Source organism: Bacillus sp. 204(2023) (assembly GCF_037027505.1).
In the GTDB taxonomy this organism is placed as follows: Bacteria; Bacillota; Bacilli; order Bacillales; family Bacillaceae; genus Bacillus; species Bacillus subtilis.
The window spans coordinates 191,896-210,533 of record NZ_JAXCHE010000001.1; the positions used below are offsets into that span (position 1 = coordinate 191,896).

Annotated in this window: 16 protein-coding genes and 1 other annotated feature; of the genes, 15 read left to right on the plus strand and 1 reads right to left on the minus strand. The window is 44.3% G+C overall.

The window, feature by feature from the left end; translation table 11 throughout:
* Window positions 1–213 precede the first annotated feature (213 nt).
* The 8 genes from hemA (at window position 214) to cotN (ending at window position 9,383) form a co-directional block, all read left to right on the plus strand.
* Window positions 214–1,581 carry a glutamyl-tRNA reductase gene (gene hemA / locus WA279_RS00945; RefSeq protein WP_004399038.1) on the plus strand — a complete coding sequence of 456 codons (1,368 nt, stop codon included), beginning with the start codon at window positions 214–216 and terminating at the stop codon, window positions 1,579–1,581.
* Between the two features lie 7 nt (window positions 1,582–1,588).
* A complete protein-coding gene (locus tag WA279_RS00950; protein ID WP_003222575.1) occupies window positions 1,589–2,419 on the plus strand; it encodes a cytochrome c biogenesis protein in 831 nt (276 codons plus the stop codon).
* 32 nt (window positions 2,420–2,451) lie between these two features.
* Complete coding sequence (gene hemC / locus WA279_RS00955) at window positions 2,452–3,396, plus strand: hydroxymethylbilane synthase (protein WP_336153941.1); 945 nt, start codon at window positions 2,452–2,454, stop codon at window positions 3,394–3,396.
* The gene (hemD, locus tag WA279_RS00960) at window positions 3,386–4,174 is read left to right on the plus strand and encodes a uroporphyrinogen-III synthase (protein WP_153256325.1); all 789 of its coding nucleotides are present in this window, start codon (window positions 3,386–3,388) and stop codon (window positions 4,172–4,174) included. The genes hemC and hemD overlap by 11 nt, the downstream gene beginning before the upstream one ends.
* Window positions 4,171–5,145 carry a porphobilinogen synthase gene (hemB, locus tag WA279_RS00965; RefSeq protein WP_336153942.1) on the plus strand — a complete coding sequence of 325 codons (975 nt, stop codon included), beginning with the start codon at window positions 4,171–4,173 and terminating at the stop codon, window positions 5,143–5,145. Before hemD ends, hemB begins: the two co-directional genes overlap by 4 nt.
* Window positions 5,146–5,174: 29 nt before the next feature.
* On the plus strand, window positions 5,175–6,467 hold the full coding sequence (gene hemL / locus WA279_RS00970) for a glutamate-1-semialdehyde 2,1-aminomutase (RefSeq protein ID WP_015384279.1): 1,293 nt from the start codon (window positions 5,175–5,177) through the stop codon (window positions 6,465–6,467).
* Window positions 6,468–6,597: 130 nt separating this feature from the next.
* The gene (gene spoVID / locus WA279_RS00975; RefSeq protein ID WP_336153943.1) at window positions 6,598–8,325 is read left to right on the plus strand and encodes a spore coat morphogenetic protein SpoVID; all 1,728 of its coding nucleotides are present in this window, start codon (window positions 6,598–6,600) and stop codon (window positions 8,323–8,325) included.
* A gap of 32 nt (window positions 8,326–8,357) precedes the next feature.
* Window positions 8,358–9,383, plus strand: coding sequence for a spore coat protein CotN (gene cotN / locus WA279_RS00980; RefSeq protein WP_336153944.1), 1,026 nt, complete (start codon window positions 8,358–8,360; stop codon window positions 9,381–9,383).
* Between the two features lie 18 nt (window positions 9,384–9,401).
* On the opposite strand, the gene WA279_RS00985 is transcribed toward cotN, so the two are convergent.
* Entirely contained in the window at window positions 9,402–9,593 is a 192-nt protein-coding gene (locus WA279_RS00985) for a hypothetical protein (RefSeq protein WP_003222590.1), read from the minus strand.
* A gap of 165 nt (window positions 9,594–9,758) precedes the next feature.
* Window positions 9,759–9,981 (plus strand) — a binding site (T-box leader).
* A gap of 59 nt (window positions 9,982–10,040) precedes the next feature.
* Here WA279_RS00985 and valS point away from each other — a divergent pair.
* The 7 genes from valS to mreB all read left to right on the plus strand — a co-directional run bounded on the left by valS (window position 10,041) and on the right by mreB (window position 18,612).
* Window positions 10,041–12,683, plus strand: coding sequence for a valine--tRNA ligase (gene valS / locus WA279_RS00990; protein ID WP_336153945.1), 2,643 nt, complete (start codon window positions 10,041–10,043; stop codon window positions 12,681–12,683).
* Window positions 12,684–12,742: 59 nt separating this feature from the next.
* On the plus strand, window positions 12,743–14,035 hold the full coding sequence (locus WA279_RS00995; protein WP_336153946.1) for a bifunctional folylpolyglutamate synthase/dihydrofolate synthase: 1,293 nt from the start codon (window positions 12,743–12,745) through the stop codon (window positions 14,033–14,035).
* 139 nt (window positions 14,036–14,174) lie between these two features.
* A complete protein-coding gene (locus WA279_RS01000; RefSeq protein WP_336153947.1) occupies window positions 14,175–14,921 on the plus strand; it encodes a prepilin peptidase in 747 nt (248 codons plus the stop codon).
* Window positions 14,922–15,054: 133 nt separating this feature from the next.
* Window positions 15,055–16,053, plus strand: a complete 999-nt coding sequence (gene spoIIB, locus WA279_RS01005; RefSeq protein ID WP_047182972.1) for a stage II sporulation protein SpoIIB — start codon at window positions 15,055–15,057, stop codon at window positions 16,051–16,053.
* A 152-nt stretch (window positions 16,054–16,205) separates the two neighbouring features.
* Window positions 16,206–16,775 (plus strand): Maf family nucleotide pyrophosphatase, encoded by a 570-nt coding sequence (locus tag WA279_RS01010; protein WP_004398496.1) that lies wholly within the window; start codon window positions 16,206–16,208, stop codon window positions 16,773–16,775.
* Window positions 16,776–16,811: 36 nt separating this feature from the next.
* A complete protein-coding gene (radC, locus tag WA279_RS01015) occupies window positions 16,812–17,507 on the plus strand; it encodes a RadC family protein (RefSeq protein WP_015384272.1) in 696 nt (231 codons plus the stop codon).
* Between the two features lie 91 nt (window positions 17,508–17,598).
* Window positions 17,599–18,612, plus strand: coding sequence for a cell shape-determining protein MreB (gene mreB, locus WA279_RS01020; protein ID WP_003229650.1), 1,014 nt, complete (start codon window positions 17,599–17,601; stop codon window positions 18,610–18,612).
* Window positions 18,613–18,638 lie beyond the last annotated feature (26 nt).

Genomic DNA, 18,638 nt, shown 5'->3' on the forward strand with positions numbered 1-18,638 from the left:
TTTTTTAGAGCTGATGTGTAGTAAATTTCTGCTGTTTTTGGTATTGTCAATAGGAATGCTTCTTTTCCCTGAAGCTTTTTCTAATATAGCATAAGAATTTTAAAATCTGTTCACATTTTGTGAAAGAAACTATGTTATAATTATTATAAATAATGAGTTCTATGTTAGAATGATTATAAATTAAGATTGGGTGTTGGGGGTGTAATTAGAGCGATGCATATACTTGTTGTGGGAGTAGATTATAAATCCGCCCCTATTGAGATACGTGAAAAAGTAAGTTTTCAGCCGAATGAGCTGGCAGAAGCAATGGTGCAGCTGAAAGAAGAGAAAAGCATTCTTGAAAACATCATTGTCTCAACCTGCAACCGCACTGAAATTTATGCGGTAGTCGACCAGCTCCATACCGGCCGTTATTATATAAAAAAGTTTTTAGCTGATTGGTTTCAATTAAGCAAAGAAGAGCTGTCACCGTTCTTAACGTTTTATGAGAGCGATGCCGCTGTTGAGCATTTATTCCGTGTAGCCTGCGGACTTGACTCTATGGTGATTGGCGAAACGCAGATTCTCGGACAGGTACGCGACAGCTTTAAAACAGCTCAGCAAGAAAAAACGATCGGGACTATTTTTAATGAGCTGTTTAAGCAGGCGGTTACAGTGGGCAAACGGACTCACGCCGAAACAGACATTGGCTCAAATGCGGTGTCAGTAAGCTATGCTGCAGTTGAACTTGCCAAAAAAATCTTCGGAAATCTTTCAAGCAAGCACATATTGATTCTCGGTGCGGGAAAAATGGGCGAGCTTGCTGCGGAAAACCTGCACGGACAGGGAATCGGCAAGGTCACTGTCATTAACCGAACATACTTGAAAGCGAAGGAGCTTGCAGACCGTTTCTCAGGTGAAGCGAGAAGCTTGAATCAGCTTGAAAGCGCGCTTGCGGAGGCTGATATTTTAATCAGTTCAACCGGTGCAAGTGAATTTGTCGTGTCCAAAGAGATGATGGAAAACGCGAATAAGCTTCGCAAGGGACGCCCGCTGTTTATGGTCGACATTGCCGTGCCTAGAGATCTTGATCCGGCGCTGAATGATCTTGAAGGTGTTTTTCTTTATGATATCGACGATCTGGAAGGCATTGTAGAAGCGAACATGAAAGAGCGGAGAGAAACAGCTGAAAAAGTTGAACTGTTAATTGAAGAAACCATTGTGGAATTTAAACAATGGATGAATACACTTGGTGTTGTGCCTGTTATTTCTGCATTGCGCGAAAAGGCGCTTGCCATCCAGTCAGAAACGATGGACAGCATTGAGCGTAAGCTGCCTCACTTAAGCACAAGAGAGAAAAAACTGTTGAACAAACACACCAAAAGTATTATTAACCAAATGCTTCGTGATCCGATTTTAAAGGTGAAAGAGCTTGCTGCAGATGCTGATTCTGAAGAAAAGCTTGCGTTGTTTATGCAGATTTTTGATATTGAAGAAGCTGCGGGCCGTCAAATGATGAAAACCGTTGAAAGCAGCCAGAAGGTCCACTCTTTTAAGAAGGCTGAATCAAAAGCGGGCTTTAGCCCACTTGTAAGTGAGTGAAAGCTGAATGATTGATACTGCAATGGCAAGGCTTAATGAGGGGACAATCGTCATTTACGCGTTAAGTGTACTCTTTTATTTTATAGATTTTCTTCAACACAACCGGAAGGCTGGAAAAATGGCCTTCTGGTTGCTTTCTATTGTCTGGACTCTGCAAACCGTGTATTTGGCCTATTTTATGTGGGTGACGGGGCGGTTTCCGGTATTAAATGTGACGGAGGCGCTTTATTTTTATGCCTGGGTGCTTGTCACGCTGTCACTTGTACTGACAAAGCTTTTACGTGTTGACTTTATCGTGTTTTTTACAAATGTTATAGGATTTTCTATGATCGCCATTCACACATTTTCACCGACAGAGCAGCAGTCAGCTGCTTTTTCCGGGCAGCTTGTATCCGAGCTTTTGGTGATTCATATTACAATGGCGATTCTTTCATACGGCGCTTTTTCCCTTTCTTTCGTTTTTTCTGTGCTGTATATGTTTCAATATCATCTGCTGAAAAAGAAAAAGTGGGGAAAATGGCTGTTGAGAATAGAAGATTTATCTAAGCTTGATTATATGGCGTATGTTTTAAATGTCATTGGGGTTCCCATGCTGCTGCTGAGTTTGATTCTCGGCGTCATATGGGCATATGTCTCACTAGAAACGCTGTATTGGTTTGACGCCAAAGTGCTTGGTTCGTTTGTCGTCCTGCTGCTGTACAGCTATTATCTTTATATCAGGCTGATTAAAGAGCTGCAAGGAAAGGTCGCTGCACTGTGGAATACGGCTTGTTTTCTGGTGCTGATGATCAATTATTTCCTGCTTGGAAGCCTGTCGCAATTCCATTGGTTCAGTTAAACGATGTCCCAAGCAGATTCGGGAGGAAAGAAATGATGAGAACGATTAAAGTAGGTTCCAGACGAAGCAAACTCGCTATGACTCAAACAAAATGGGTTATTCAAAAACTGAAGGAAATCAATCCTTCGTTTGCTTTTGAAATTAAAGAGATCGTGACAAAGGGCGACCGGATTGTCGATGTTACACTCTCAAAAGTGGGTGGAAAAGGGCTGTTTGTCAAAGAAATTGAACAGGCGCTTTTAAACGAAGAGATTGATATGGCAGTGCACAGCATGAAGGACATGCCTGCTGTTTTGCCTGAAGGCCTTGTGATCGGCTGTATTCCTGAACGGGAGGACCCGCGTGATGCCCTTATTTCAAAGAATCGCGTAAAGCTTTCAGAAATGAAGGAAGGTGCTGTCATTGGCACAAGCAGTTTAAGAAGAAGCGCGCAGCTTTTGATTGAGCGCCCTGACCTTACAATTAAATGGATTAGAGGTAATATAGATACAAGACTTCAAAAGCTGGAAACAGAGGATTATGACGCGATTATTTTAGCGGCTGCCGGCCTTTCTAGAATGGGTTGGAAGCAAGATGTCGTAACCGAATTCCTTGAGCCTGAGCGCTGTTTGCCTGCTGTGGGGCAGGGAGCACTGGCGATTGAGTGCCGAGAATCGGATGAAGAGCTGTTGGCGTTGTTTTCTAAGTTTACAGATGAATATACAAAACGGACTGTCTTAGCGGAACGTGCTTTTTTAAACGCGATGGAGGGCGGCTGCCAGGTTCCGATCGCGGGCTACTCCGTGTTAAATGGACAGGATGAAATTGAAATGACAGGTCTTGTCGCTTCACCTGACGGCAAAATCATTTTTAAAGAAACCGTCACCGGAAACGATCCTGAGGAAGTAGGAAAGCGCTGTGCCGCTCTTATGGCTGACAAAGGAGCAAAAGATTTAATTGATCGTGTAAAACGGGAGCTTGATGAGGATGGAAAATGATTTTCCGTTGAAAGGAAAAACAGTGCTTGTCACCCGGAATAAGGCACAGGCAACATCATTTAAGCAAAAAGTGGAGGCGCTTGGCGGTAAAGCGGTTTTAACCTCTTTGATTACGTTTCGCCGCGCTTTGCCGAATGATGTTGCGGAACAGGTAAGAGAGGATCTTGCTGCGCCAGGCTGGCTTGTTTTTACAAGTGTGAACGGGGCAGACTTCTTTTTTTCTTATCTGAAGGAAAATCAGCTTATTCTCCCTGCGCATAAAAAAATTGCAGCCGTCGGTGAAAAAACCGCCCGCCGTTTAAAAACGCATAACGTATCGGTTGATGTGATGCCACAGGAGTATATTGCTGAACAATTGGCTGACGCTCTTAAGCAGCATGCTGAACCGGGGGAGCCCATTACCGTGATGAAAGGGAATTTGTCACGTGATGTGATAAAACAAGAGCTTGTCCCGCTCGGTTTTGAAGTAAAGGAATGGGTTCTCTACGAAACGATTCCGGATGAAGAAGGCATTGAGGCACTGAAAGACGCTGCGGGTCAATATTCCTTTGACTATGTAACATTTACGAGTTCATCAACCGTACATACGTTTATGCATGTCTTGGGAGAAGAATTAAAAAAGTGGAAGGCGAATGGGACGGCCTGTATCAGCATTGGGCCTTTAACAAATGATGCCCTTCTGACGTACGGCATCACATCGCATACGCCTGATACATTTACAATAGATGGCATGCTTGAGTTAATGTGCAGCATGTCAAGAGAGGAAGAGAGAATATGAGTCAATCATTTAATAGACACCGCCGCCTGCGGACATCAAAAGCAATGAGAGAAATGGTAAAGGAAACACGTTTGCATCCATCAGATTTTATTTATCCGATTTTTGTCGTTGAAGGGCTGGAAGGCAAAAAAGCTGTTCCGTCAATGCCTGATGTTTACCATGTATCATTAGATTTATTGAAGGGTGAAGTAGCGGAGCTGGTCAAACTGGGCATTCAATCTGTTATCGTGTTCGGCATCCCGGAAGAAAAGGATGATTGCGGAACACAAGCGTACCATGATCACGGAATTGTCCAAAAAGCCATCACAGAAATTAAAGAACACTTCCCTGAAATGGTTGTTGTCGCTGACACGTGCCTGTGCGAATACACAGACCACGGCCATTGCGGACTTGTCAAAGACGGGGTCATTCTCAATGATGAATCGCTGGAGCTTTTGGCGCAGACAGCTGTCAGCCAAGCGAAAGCAGGTGCGGATATCATTGCGCCATCAAACATGATGGACGGATTTGTTACAGTGATCAGAGAAGCACTTGATAAAGAAGGATTCGTCAATATTCCAATCATGTCTTACGCTGTGAAATATTCTAGCGAGTTTTACGGTCCGTTCCGTGATGCAGCAAACAGCACACCGCAATTCGGAGACCGCAAAACATATCAGATGGACCCTGCCAACCGTATGGAGGCACTCCGCGAAGCACAATCAGATGTCGAGGAAGGCGCGGACTTTTTGATTGTCAAACCTTCGCTTTCTTATATGGATATCATGCGTGACGTAAAAAATGAGTTTACTTTGCCGCTCGTCGCTTATAATGTAAGCGGAGAGTATTCAATGGTGAAGGCTGCAGCGCAGAACGGCTGGATCAAAGAAAAAGAAATTGTGTTGGAAATTTTGACAAGCATGAAGCGCGCGGGTGCCGACCTGATTATTACGTATCATGCGAAAGACGCAGCGAAATGGCTTGCGGAGTAATTTTATTCAGTTGACAGGAGTTGAGGCAGATGAGAAGCTATGAAAAATCAAAAACGGCTTTTAAAGAAGCGCAAAAACTCATGCCGGGCGGTGTGAACAGTCCCGTTCGCGCATTTAAATCGGTAGACATGGACCCGATTTTTATGGAGCGCGGAAAAGGCTCGAAAATCTTTGATATTGACGGGAATGAATATATTGACTACGTCTTGTCATGGGGGCCTTTAATTTTAGGGCATACAAATGACCGCGTCGTAGAAAGCCTCAAAAAAGTGGCTGAATATGGGACAAGCTTCGGTGCTCCGACTGAAGTAGAAAATGAACTGGCTAAGCTCGTCATTGATCGTGTGCCATCTGTAGAAATTGTACGAATGGTAAGCTCCGGAACAGAGGCTACAATGAGTGCCCTCCGTTTGGCAAGGGGCTATACGGGCCGCAACAAGATTTTAAAATTTGAGGGCTGCTACCACGGACACGGCGATTCTCTCTTGATTAAAGCTGGTTCAGGTGTTGCCACTCTCGGTCTGCCTGACAGCCCGGGGGTGCCTGAAGGTATTGCGAAAAACACCATCACCGTTCCGTACAATGATTTAGAAAGTGTAAAGCTTGCTTTCCAGCAATTCGGTGAAGACATTGCGGGAGTCATTGTAGAGCCAGTTGCTGGAAATATGGGTGTTGTTCCGCCGCAAGAAGGTTTCCTGCAGGGTCTGCGTGATATCACTGAGCAGTACGGTTCCCTGCTGATTTTTGATGAAGTGATGACTGGCTTCCGGGTCGATTATAACTGCGCTCAAGGCTACTTCGGCGTAACGCCTGATCTGACTTGTTTAGGAAAAGTAATCGGGGGCGGACTTCCTGTCGGCGCTTATGGAGGAAAGGCAGAAATCATGGAGCAGATCGCTCCAAGCGGCCCGATCTATCAAGCTGGTACATTGTCAGGCAATCCGCTTGCGATGACGGCTGGCTTAGAGACATTGAAACAGCTGACACCTGATTCCTACAAGAATTTCATCAAAAAAGGCGACAGACTGGAAGAAGGAATTTCAAAAGCTGCCGAGGCTCATGGCATTCCGCATACCTTTAACCGTGCAGGTTCGATGATCGGTTTCTTCTTTACAAACGAACCAGTCATCAATTATGAAACAGCGAAATCATCTGATTTGAAGCTGTTCGCAAGCTATTATAAAGGGATGGCAAATGAAGGGGTATTCCTTCCGCCATCACAATTCGAAGGTCTTTTCCTCTCAACGGCCCATACTGATGAAGATATTGAAAACACAATCCAGGCAGCTGAGAAAGTATTTGCTGAGATCAGCCGCAGATAAGAGTGAAAACCGGTATCAAGGACTCCTTGTGCCGGTTTTTTCGTGCTCTCCCACTCATATTTTCTCCAGTTCATACATACACCTTTAGTGACATCTAATTTTAAGGATTAGATGAAAGGAGGATATGAACTTGCCGCAAAATCATCGATTGCAATTTTCTGTAGAAGAATCGATCTGTTTCCAAAAAGGACAGGAAGTTTCTGAACTGCTTTCTATTTCATTAGATCCTGATATTAGGGTTCAGGAAGTAAATGATTATGTATCAATCATAGGATCGCTTGAACTTACAGGTGAGTACAACATAGATCAAAACAAACATACCGAAGAGATTTATACAGATAAGCGGTTTGTTGAACAAGTCAGAAAGAGAGAGGATGGAAGTGCGGAACTGACTCACTGTTTTCCTGTGGATATTACCATTCCGAAAAATAAAGTGAGCCATTTACAGGATGTCTTTGTCTTTATTGACGCATTTGACTATCAATTGACGGATTCGCGCATTTTAACAATTCAAGCTGATTTAGCGATCGAAGGGCTTTTGGACGATACGCAAGACAAAGAGCCGGAGATACCTTTATATGAAGCTCCTGCGGCATTCAGGGAGGAAGAGCTTTCAGAGCCGCCGGCACATAGTGTAGTAGAAGAACCGGGTGCATCATCGGCAGAGGAAGCAGTTCTTCAGCATGAACCGCCAGCCGAACCGCCAGAACTTTTTATCTCGAAAGCGGGCCTCCGTGAAGAACTGGAGACAGAAAAAGCAGAATCTGAGCCGCCTGAATCGGTTGCTTCAGAACCAGAGGCCAGAGAAGATGTGAAAGAGGAAGAAGAGTCAGAAGAGCTTGCTGTGCCGGAAACGGAGGTTCGTGCTGAATCGGAAACAGAAGAATCTGAGCCAGAACCTGATCCTTCAGAAATAGAGATTCAAGAGATCGTTAAAGCAAAAAAAGAAACGGCTGAGCCGGCAGCTGCAATAGCGGATGTTCGTGAAGAAGCAGACTCTCCAGCGGAGACTGAGCTTCGTGAACACGCTGGAGCAGAAGAATCGCCTGCTTTGGAAGCTGAGCTTCATTCAGAGACTGTGATTGCAGAGGAAAAAGAGGAAACAACAGTGTCTCCTAATCATGAATATGTGCTGCGCCAAGAGGCTCAAAATGAAGAAGCAGCTCAATCGGATCAGGCTGATCCTGCGCTTTGCCAAGAAGAGGCGGAAGCGGATGAAGCTTTGGAGAGTGTATCAGAGGCCGCTCTCTCCATAGAAGATAGCAGAGAAACAGCTTCAGCTGTATATGTGGAGAATGACAAAGCCGATTTACATTTCCATTTCAATCAAAAAACAAGCTCGGAGGAGGAAGAACAAGAAGAATTGCCTGAACCGGCATACCGTACCTTCCTGCCTGAACAAGAAGAGGAGGATTCTTTTTATTCAGCGCCTAAGCTGCTGGAGGAGGAAGAACAAGAGGAAGAGAGCTTCGAAATTGAAGTGAGAAAAACACCATCAGCTGAAGAGCCTAAGGAAGAAACACCTTTTCAATCCTTCCAGCTGCCTGAATCTTCTGAGACTGAAAGGAAGGAAACGGATGCTGTTCCTAGGGTTGCTCCTGCTGCTGAAACGAAGGAACCTCAAACAAAGGAAAGTGATAATTCTCTTTATTTAACAAAACTCTTTACAAAAGAAGCGGATGAGTTTTCGAGAATGAAAATTTGTATTGTGCAGCAGGAAGATACGATCGAGCGTTTATGCGAACGGTATGAAATTACATCCCAGCAGCTGATCAGGATGAATTCTTTAGCCTTGGATGATGAATTAAAAGCAGGACAGATTCTCTATATTCCTCAATATAAAAATAGCCATGCGTAAACCGTAAGCGATCGGAAAATGTGGTGAATGAAATGGAAGATACCCAATCGGTTCTTCAGGAATACGGACTGACTGCTCAATTTATTGAGCCTGTCAGTCCTCTTGTTTGGAAAGTGTATACAGACTACGGCATATTTGCCCTGAAAAAATTGAAAGAAGGTCGCGGCAAGCATTTTACAGATCATATGGTGGCGATTGAGGAAAAAGGCTTTCGTTCATTCGTTCCCGTTTACAGAACAAATAGCGGTGAGTTTTTCTCAGCAGGCATACAATACGGAGATACCTACTATTTAATGCCTTGGCTCCAATTTGACCAAGAGGAAGAACGGGATCAGAAACATGCTTATTTATTTAGAGAAACAGCCCGTCTTCACGAGAGAACCGCGCAGGAACTAAAGGTTAGGCGTGATGAGATTGAACGTTATTACGGGCAAACGAAAAAAAAGTGGGAACAAGATAAAATTTTCTATGAGCAGTTTGTAGATAGAGCGGAGAAGGAGTGGTACCTTTCTCCTTTTGAACTCCAGGCCATAACCTATTTTTCAGAAACCATTTCCGCGGTGAATTTTGCGCTGGAACGGTTGGAGGACTGGTATGAGTCTGCAAAGGAAAAGGACGTTTCAAGGGTTGTAATGAACCACGGCAGCCTGTCTATACACCATTTTCTGTATAATGATGCCGGGACCGGATATTTTACAAACTTCGAAAGAGCATCTGTCGGTCCGCCGCAAAACGACCTGCTCGGCTTTTATACAAAAATGTTCAGAGGCTTTCCGAAAGCTTGTCCGGAATGCGTCGAATGGTTTTATGGATATACGAAATCATTCCCTTTGCGTGAAGCGGAAGTCAGCCTTTTTCTCAGCTATATGGCATATCCGGCAGCCATGTACAACGTGCTGAACGGTTATCAAACTGGGAAAAGACAGCATGAAAAAGAGGAATGTACACAATTATTAAAGGCTTATTGGCAAATGAAAAATATAGAGCCGTTTGTGATGAAAATCCATCAGATTGAACAAGAGAAAAAATTTCAGGCTGAAAACGAGTCCACGTCTTAATGACGCGGACTTGTTTGTTTATATCCATTCTAAATGAAGGGCGCAAGCTAAAAAGATTAGGATTGCGAGCAGCAAAACATCAAAGGTTGTCGGAAAGAAAATGGTTCTGATTCCTTGAAAAATCGTAATGGGAATAATCACTTGTGCGGATACAAGCCGAATTTGCCTTACCCATGGCGGCAGTGAATAAGAGCTGAAACGTTTCTTCACGGTGCATCCTCCTCTACGCATTTACAAGCATCATATGTAAACTTGGGCAATAGGTGCCTGCCCATCTGTATAGATAGCGGTGTTTTTGGAAAAGATGATTGACGAATCAAAAACACTTTTACTATAATAAAGAACATAAATAATGTATACAATGAGCTGATAAATACACCTGCTTAGAACGGGAAGAGTACAAAAAAGGCGCATGCAGAGAGAGAAGCCGTTTGCTGAAAGGCTTCTTATGTTGTCTGATTGGAAGGTCGCCCGGGAGCATAATTTCTTGAAAGAAGAGTAGAGAAATTCGGGGAACACCCGTTATCCGTTATAAGTGCATGAACTGATAGAGTTCATGAAAAAAGGTGGTACCGCGAAAGAGCTTTTCGTCCTTTTACAGGGATGAAGAGCTCTTTTTTCGTTCTCAGCCATTTTTAAACATGCTGGAGGGTTATGATGGAAACGAATGAACAAACAATGCCGACGAAATATGATCCGGCAGCGGTTGAAAAAGACCGATATGATTTTTGGCTAAAAGGCAAATTTTTTGAAGCGAACAGTGATCAGACAAAAGAGCCATACTCTGTTGTCATCCCGCCGCCAAACGTAACTGGAAGACTACACCTTGGCCACGCATGGGATACAACGCTGCAAGACATTGTAACAAGAATGAAACGCATGCAGGGCTATGATGTGCTGTGGCTTCCTGGCATGGACCACGCCGGCATCGCGACACAGGCTAAAGTAGAGGCGAAACTTCGTGAAGAAGGCAAATCCCGCTACGATTTAGGCCGTGAAAAATTCCTCGAAGAAACGTGGAAGTGGAAGGAAGAATATGCTGACTTTATTCGCAGTCAGTGGGCGAAATTAGGTCTTGGCCTAGATTATTCCCGTGAACGTTTTACGCTGGATGAAGGCTTGAGCAAAGCGGTAAGAGAAGTATTCGTTAAGCTTTATGAAGAAGGCCTGATCTACAGAGGCGAATATATTATTAACTGGGACCCAGCGACAAAAACAGCCCTATCCGACATTGAGGTGATTTACAAGGATGTTCAAGGTGCATTCTATCATATGAGCTATCCGCTTGCTGACGGTTCAGGCTCAATTGAAATTGCGACGACACGTCCTGAAACAATGCTCGGTGATACAGCTGTTGCCGTTCACCCTGAAGACGAGCGCTATAAACACCTTATCGGAAAAACGGTGATCCTGCCGATTGTAAATCGTGAAATTCCGATTGTCGGTGATGACTATGTTGATATGGAATTTGGTTCAGGTGCCGTGAAAATTACGCCTGCTCATGATCCGAACGACTTCGAGCTTGGCAACCGCCACAATTTAGAACGCATTCTTGTCATGAATGAAGATGGCACGATGAATGAAAATGCTCTGCAATATCAAGGTATGGATCGTTTTGAATGCCGCAAAAAGCTCGTGAAAGATTTACAGGAGGCGGGAGTTCTCTTCAAGATCGAGGATCATATGCACTCTGTCGGCCATAGTGAACGAAGCGGGGCTGTTGTGGAGCCTTATCTTTCTACACAATGGTTTGTGCGCATGCAGCCGCTTGCTGATGCAGCGATTGAGCTGCAAAAGAAAGAAGAAAAGGTCAACTTTGTGCCTGACCGTTTCGAAAAAACGTATTTACACTGGATGGAAAACATCCGCGACTGGTGTATCTCCCGTCAATTGTGGTGGGGCCATCGTATTCCTGCCTGGTATCATAAAGAAACAGGCGAGCTATATGTCGGGCTTGAAACGCCGGAAGACAGCGAAAATTGGGAACAGGATACAGACGTACTGGATACATGGTTCAGTTCTGCGCTATGGCCTTTCTCCACAATGGGCTGGCCTGATGTAACGGCTGAAGACTTTAAACGCTACTATCCGACAGATGTTCTCGTGACAGGGTACGATATCATTTTCTTCTGGGTATCACGCATGATTTTCCAAGGCATTGAATTTACAGGCGAGCGCCCGTTCAAAGATGTTTTAATCCACGGCTTAATCCGTGACGAGCAAGGCCGGAAAATGAGTAAATCTCTTGGCAACGGTGTCGACCCGATGGATGTGATTGACAAGTACGGAGCCGATTCTCTGCGTTATTTCCTTGCGACTGGAAGCTCTCCTGGCCAGGATCTGCGCTTCAGCTATGAAAAAGTGGAATCGACCTGGAATTTTGCCAATAAAATTTGGAACGCCTCCCGTTTTGCATTAATGAATATGGATGGCATGACGTACGATGAGCTTGATCTGTCAGGCGAAAAGTCAGTTGCTGACAAGTGGATTTTAACGCGATTAAATGAAACGATCGAGCACGTGACCCAGCTTGCTGATCGATATGAATTTGGTGAAGTGGGACGCCATTTATATAACTTTATCTGGGATGATTTCTGTGATTGGTATATTGAAATGGCGAAGCTTCCGCTTTATGGAGAAGACGAAGCGGCTAAGAAAACTACCCGTTCCATCCTTGCTTACGTACTTGATCAAACGATGCGTCTGCTCCATCCGTTTATGCCATTCTTAACGGAGGAAATTTGGCAGCACCTTCCTCACCAAGGGGAATCGATTACAGTAAGTCAATGGCCTGTAGTAGTGCCGGAGCATACCGATACTGAAGCGGCAGCTGACATGAAGCTTCTTGTTGAGCTGATCCGTTCTGTGCGTAATATCCGCAGTGAAGTCAATACGCCAATGAGCAAGCAGGTTGAACTATATATTAAAACAAGCACAGACGAAATAGCGGCCCGCCTCGAAGCGAACCGTTCATATGTTGAACGCTTTACGAATCCGAGCGTGCTTAAAATCGGCACCGATATTGAGGCTGTTGATAAGGCGATGACGGCCGTTGTCTCAGGAGCAGAGGTTATTCTACCGCTTGAAGGCTTAATCAATATTGATGAAGAAATTGCCCGTCTGCAAAAAGAATTTGATAAACTGACAAAAGAAGTTGAGCGTGTCCAAAAGAAACTTGGAAATGAAGGATTTATGAAAAAAGCGCCTGCACACGTAATTGATGAAGAACGTGAAAAAGAAAAAGATTATGTGGTGAAGCGTGACGCTGTTCAAAAACGAATGGCTGAGCTGAAGGGTTAATGAAAAGCCGGGGCGGTTTCTAGAGAAACCGCCTTGTCTTATAAAAGAGGGGATTATCATTGTTTACTGCATATCAAGATGCGCGCAGCTGGATTCACGGGCGGCTGAAATTCGGGGTGAAGCCCGGACTTGGCCGAATGAAACAGCTGATGGCGCGGTTAGGACATCCTGAAAAAAAAATCCGGGCGTTCCACGTCGCAGGAACAAACGGTAAAGGATCAACTGTCGCTTTTATCCGTTCTATGCTGCAGGAAGCCGGATATACGGTTGGAACATTTACATCGCCTTATATTATTACGTTTAATGAACGGATCAGCGTAAACGGGATACCGATTTCAGATGAGGAATGGACAGCACTCGTCAATCAAATGAAACCGCACGTTGAAGCCCTTGATCAAACGGAATACGGACAGCCGACAGAATTTGAAATTATGACAGCTTGTGCATTTTTATATTTTGCAGAGTTTCATAAGGTCGATTTTGTTATTTTTGAAACAGGTCTGGGCGGTAGATTCGATTCTACTAATGTGGTTGAACCGCTCTTAACTGTGATTACAAGCATCGGACACGATCATATGAACATTTTGGGAAACACCATTGAAGAAATTGCAGGAGAAAAGGCCGGTATTATTAAAGAATGTATTCCAATCGTTACAGCAGTTACCCAGCCGGAAGCTTTACAGGTCATCCGCCATGAAGCTCAACGGCATGCTGCGCCGTTCCAGTCATTGCATGATGCATGTGTTATTTTCAATGAAGAGGCTCTGCCTGCAGGAGAACAGTTTTCATTCAAAACGGAAGAGAAATGCTATGAAGATATTCGGACATCTCTGATTGGCACCCATCAAAGACAAAATGCTGCTTTGTCCATTTTGGCTGCGGAGTGGCTCAATAAGGAGAATATCGCCCATATCAGTGACGAAGCGTTAAGGAGAGGGCTTGTGAATGCTGCTTGGCCGGGACGGTTAGAGCTTGTTCAGGAGCATCCTCCGGTATATTTAGACGGTGCGCATAACGAAGAAGGTGTCGAAAAGCTGGCGGAAACGATGAAGCAGCGTTTCGCCAATTCACGCATTTCTGTGGTGTTTAGCGCGTTAAAGGACAAACCGTATCAGAACATGATTAAGAGACTGGAAACCATTGCTCATGCGATTCATTTTGCTTCTTTTGATTTCCCGCGTGCTTCTCTTGCAAAAGATCTCTATGATGCAAGTGAAATCAGCAATAAAAGCTGGAGTGAAGATCCAGACGATGTGATCAAATTCATAGAAAGCAAAAAGGGCTCAAATGAAATTGTGCTGATTACCGGATCTCTTTACTTTATTTCTGACATTCGAAAAAGGTTGAAATAAAAGCATCCGGCTCCGGCAGAATCAAAAAAAGATTCTGCCGTTTTTTTTATGTGTAAAATTGAATATTCCCAATTGGAGCTCAGGATGTCCATTTTGCTACAATCCATACCAGAACTCAATGAGTAAAGGTGTGTTGTCTATGCTATCCATTCTTATTATCTTTGGGCTGATCCTTGGTTCTTTTTACTATACGGCCGGGTGCCGTATCCCCTTACATCTATCTATTATTGCGCCCCGTTCATCATGCCCGTTTTGCCGGCGGACATTAACTCCTGCAGAATTAATTCCCATCCTGTCATTCCTAATTCAAAAAGGTAAATGTAAAAGCTGCGGGCATAGGATTTCTTTTATGTATCCCGCAGCAGAGCTTGTGACAGCGTGTTTATTTGCCGCCGCAGGAATACGCTTTGGCACGTCGCTGGAACTGTTTCCCGCTCTGGTGTTTATCTCTCTTCTCATTATTGTTGCAGTGACAGATCTTCATTTTATGCTGATTCCAAATCGAATATTGATTTTCTTTCTTCCCTTTTTGGCGGCCGCGAGATTGATTTCTCCGCTTGATTCCTGGTATGCAGGCCTGTTAGGTGCGGCAGCCGGATTTCTATTTCTGGCTGTAATTGCCGCAATCACCCATGGGGGAGTAGGGGGAGGAGATATTAAATTATTTGCGGTGATTGGCTTTGTGCTTGGTGTGAAAATGCTGGCAGCTGCCTTTTTCTTTTCTGTTTTGATAGGTGCATTATATGGAGCGGCAGCTGTTCTGACTGGTAGACTCGCTAAAAGGCAGCCGCTTCCCTTCGCCCCCGCTATAGCCGCAGGGAGCATTTTAGCCTATTTATACGGTGACTCTATCATTTCTTTTTATATCAAAATGGCATTGGGCTGACTGCTGAAAAATTTGACGAACGTTTTTTGGACAAGGCGACAAAAGTCTTGTTCTTTTTTTCTTTGCCTGTGCTAAAGTGTGTAGCATGAAAAGCCGACAAGAACGGTCAAGCAAATGAAGGGAGGAAGCGGAATTGAAAAAAAGAAAGAATAAAAAAAACAGTAAAGCCGCAGAAAAAGCCCTCAAGGTGACGATTAATGGAAAAGAAGAGACGGTTTACGAACAAGAGACGCCTGAGACAGAGGCGGATAAAAGCATGACATTCTCAAATTGGGAGGAAAAAAGACAGGCAGAACAAGAGGTTGCGGCATCCCAGGAACATCCTGATGAAGATGAATTTAATTGGGATTCCGAGGAGGACAAGGTGTTTAAAGAGGACCCCAAAGTTGTTCCTCCTTATCAAAAGAAAAAAACAAAGTCTTATGCAAAAGGAAAGACCGGGACTGCCAAACCAGTAAAAAGAGTGGCTGCGACGATTGCCTTCGCGGCTGTCATTGGCACTGGATTAGGGCTATTCGCGTTAAGCATATCGGGGAATAAAGAAGCGTCAGCACCGGCCTCTTTAGAGGATTCTCTGGGCAGCCAAACGGCAAAAGCCGGAGATACTTCTGCTGATAAACAAACCTCAGGCGCAGAAAAACAAGCGGCGCAAACTGAAGGTACATACAAAACATACGCTGTGCAAGCCGGGAAATTTTCAAATGAAAAGGGTGCCGAAACGTTAACAGAACAATTGACCGAAAAGGGTTATTCCGCCGTGTCACTGTCAAAGGATGACGGGTATACGTATGTCATTGCGGGCTTAGCCAGTGATAAGAATGTCTCACAGCAGTTAGGACAGGTTTTAATCGACAGTGATTTTGAAGCCTGGGGAGGCAAGGAGCTTTCCTTATCAATAGAGTCAGATATGACAGATACTTTTAAGGAAACAGCGGAGCTTGCAGCAAAGGCGATTCTCGGTGAAGACATTACAAAAGCGAGTGTAGAGAAAATAGAAAAGTCGCTTGGTGAAACAAAAGCGTCAGAAACAGGAGAGAAAAAAGCGATTTTGCAGGCTTTAAAGGAATTAGAGGATCCAAGTGCTGAAGCCGGGTGGAAGGCTCAGCAGGAGCTGTTAGCCGTCGTAAAATAAGAGATAGTGCCCTGAGCCTTCGTCCTTTAGTGACAGGCTTTTTTTATTTTGTCATGAAAAAGTTATTTTTCTGAAATTGTGACAAGCCTCGTGATTTGGTAGGATAAACGAGTATCTTTTTTTCTTAAGCAAACCCTGAAAGGATGACGAACATGACAAAACCGCTAATACTTGCATCACAATCTCCGCGCAGGAAAGAACTCCTCGATCTTCTCCAGCTGCCCTACTCCATTATTGTCAGTGAAGTAGAAGAAAAATTAAATCGAAACTTTTCACCAGAAGAAAACGTCCAATGGTTGGCAAAACAAAAAGCTAAGGCTGTAGCTGATCTCCACCCGCATGCAATCGTTATCGGTGCTGATACAATGGTATGCCTTGACGGCGAATGTCTTGGCAAACCGCAGGATCAAGAAGAAGCTGCTTCTATGCTGCGGAGGCTTTCAGGCCGAAGTCACTCAGTAATAACCGCGGTCAGCATTCAAGCTGAAAATCACAGCGAGACTTTTTATGATAAGACAGAAGTTGCGTTTTGGTCCCTCAGTGAAGAAGAGATTTGGACGTATATTGAAACAAAAGAGCCGATGGATAAAGCAGGTGCATACGGCATCCAAGGAAGAGGCGCGCTTTTTGTAAAGAAAATAGACGGAGATTATTATTCAGTCATGGGCCTTCCTATATCAAAAACAATGAGAGCTCTTCGCCATTTTGATATAAGGGCATGACGGTTCTATAAACGGGAAGGGAAAGAAAAGGAGTGCTTGGTCATACACGATCTGCCATTAAAACTCAAAGATTTCCCAATCAAAGAAAAGCCAAGAGAACGGCTTCTGAAAGTCGGAGCCGAGAACTTAGCGAACCATGAACTTTTGGCTATATTATTGCGGACAGGGACTAAACACGAATCTGTTTTGGACCTGTCAAACCGGCTGCTGCGCTCATTTGATGGGCTGCGTCTGCTCAAGGAAGCATCGGTTGAAGAGCTGTCAAGCATCCCGGGAATCGGTATGGTAAAAGCGATTCAAATACTGGCTGCAGTTGAGCTTGGAAGCCGGATTCATAAATTAGCCAACGAAGAACATTTCGTTATTCGCTCCCCGGAAGACGGCGCTAATCTTGTCATGGAGGATATGCGCTTTTTAACCCAGGAGCATTTTGTCTGTTTATACTTAAATACAAAAAATCAAGTCATCCATAAACGCACCATATTTATCGGAAGCCTGAATTCATCTATTGTCCACCCGCGAGAGGTGTTTAAAGAAGCGTTTAAACGATCTGCCGCTTCCTTTATTTGTGTTCATAATCATCCTTCTGGAGATCCGACACCGAGCAGGGAAGATATTGAAGTGACAAGACGGCTGTTTGAATGCGGAAACCTGATTGGCATCGAGCTGCTTGACCATTTGGTGATCGGGGATAAAAAATTTGTGAGTTTAAAGGAAAAAGGATATTTGTAACACTTTTTTTTTCGTCGAATTAAGCTATAATAGAGTTTATGAGTTTTTCCCTTTAGGGTATTTTTGCTTTAAGAAAGGAAGATACATACATATGTTTGGAATTGGTGCTAGAGACCTTGGTATAGATCTTGGAACTGCGAATACGCTTGTTTTTGTAAAAGGAAAAGGAATTGTTGTGAGAGAGCCGTCAGTTGTCGCTTTGCAGACGGATACGAAATCGATTGTCGCTGTCGGAAATGATGCGAAAAATATGATTGGACGGACACCGGGCAACGTGGTGGCTCTTCGCCCGATGAAAGACGGCGTTATCGCTGATTATGAAACAACGGCGACGATGATGAAATATTACATCAATCAGGCCATAAAAAATAAAGGCATGTTTGCCAGAAAACCATATGTAATGGTATGTGTCCCATCAGGCATTACAGCTGTTGAAGAACGCGCTGTTATCGATGCGACAAGACAGGCTGGAGCGCGTGACGCGTATCCGATTGAAGAGCCTTTTGCCGCAGCAATCGGAGCCAATCTGCCAGTTTGGGAACCAACTGGAAGCATGGTTGTTGATATCGGGGGCGGTACGACAGAAGTTGCGATTATTTCCCTCGGAGGCATTGTAACTTCTCAGTCAATCCGTGTAGCCGGTGATGAGATGGATGACGCGATTATCAACTACATCAGAAAAACGTACAACCTGATGATCGGTGACCGTACGGCTGAAGCGATTAAAATGGAAATCGGATCTGCAGAAGCTCCTGAAGAATCCGACAACATGGAAATCCGCGGACGCGATTTGCTCACAGGTCTGCCGAAAACAATTGAAATTACAGGAAAAGAGATTTCTAATGCTCTACGCGACACTGTATCTACAATTGTCGAAGCAGTGAAGAGCACACTCGAAAAAACACCGCCTGAGCTTGCAGCAGATATCATGGACAGAGGTATAGTGTTAACCGGCGGCGGAGCGCTTTTGCGCAATTTGGACAAAGTCATCAGCGAAGAAACGAAAATGCCGGTCCTTATCGCCGAAGATCCGCTTGATTGTGTAGCGATCGGAACAGGGAAAGCACTGGAGCACATCCATCTTTTCAAAGGGAAAACTAGATAATCGGGAGTTCAATAGAAGAGGTGTAA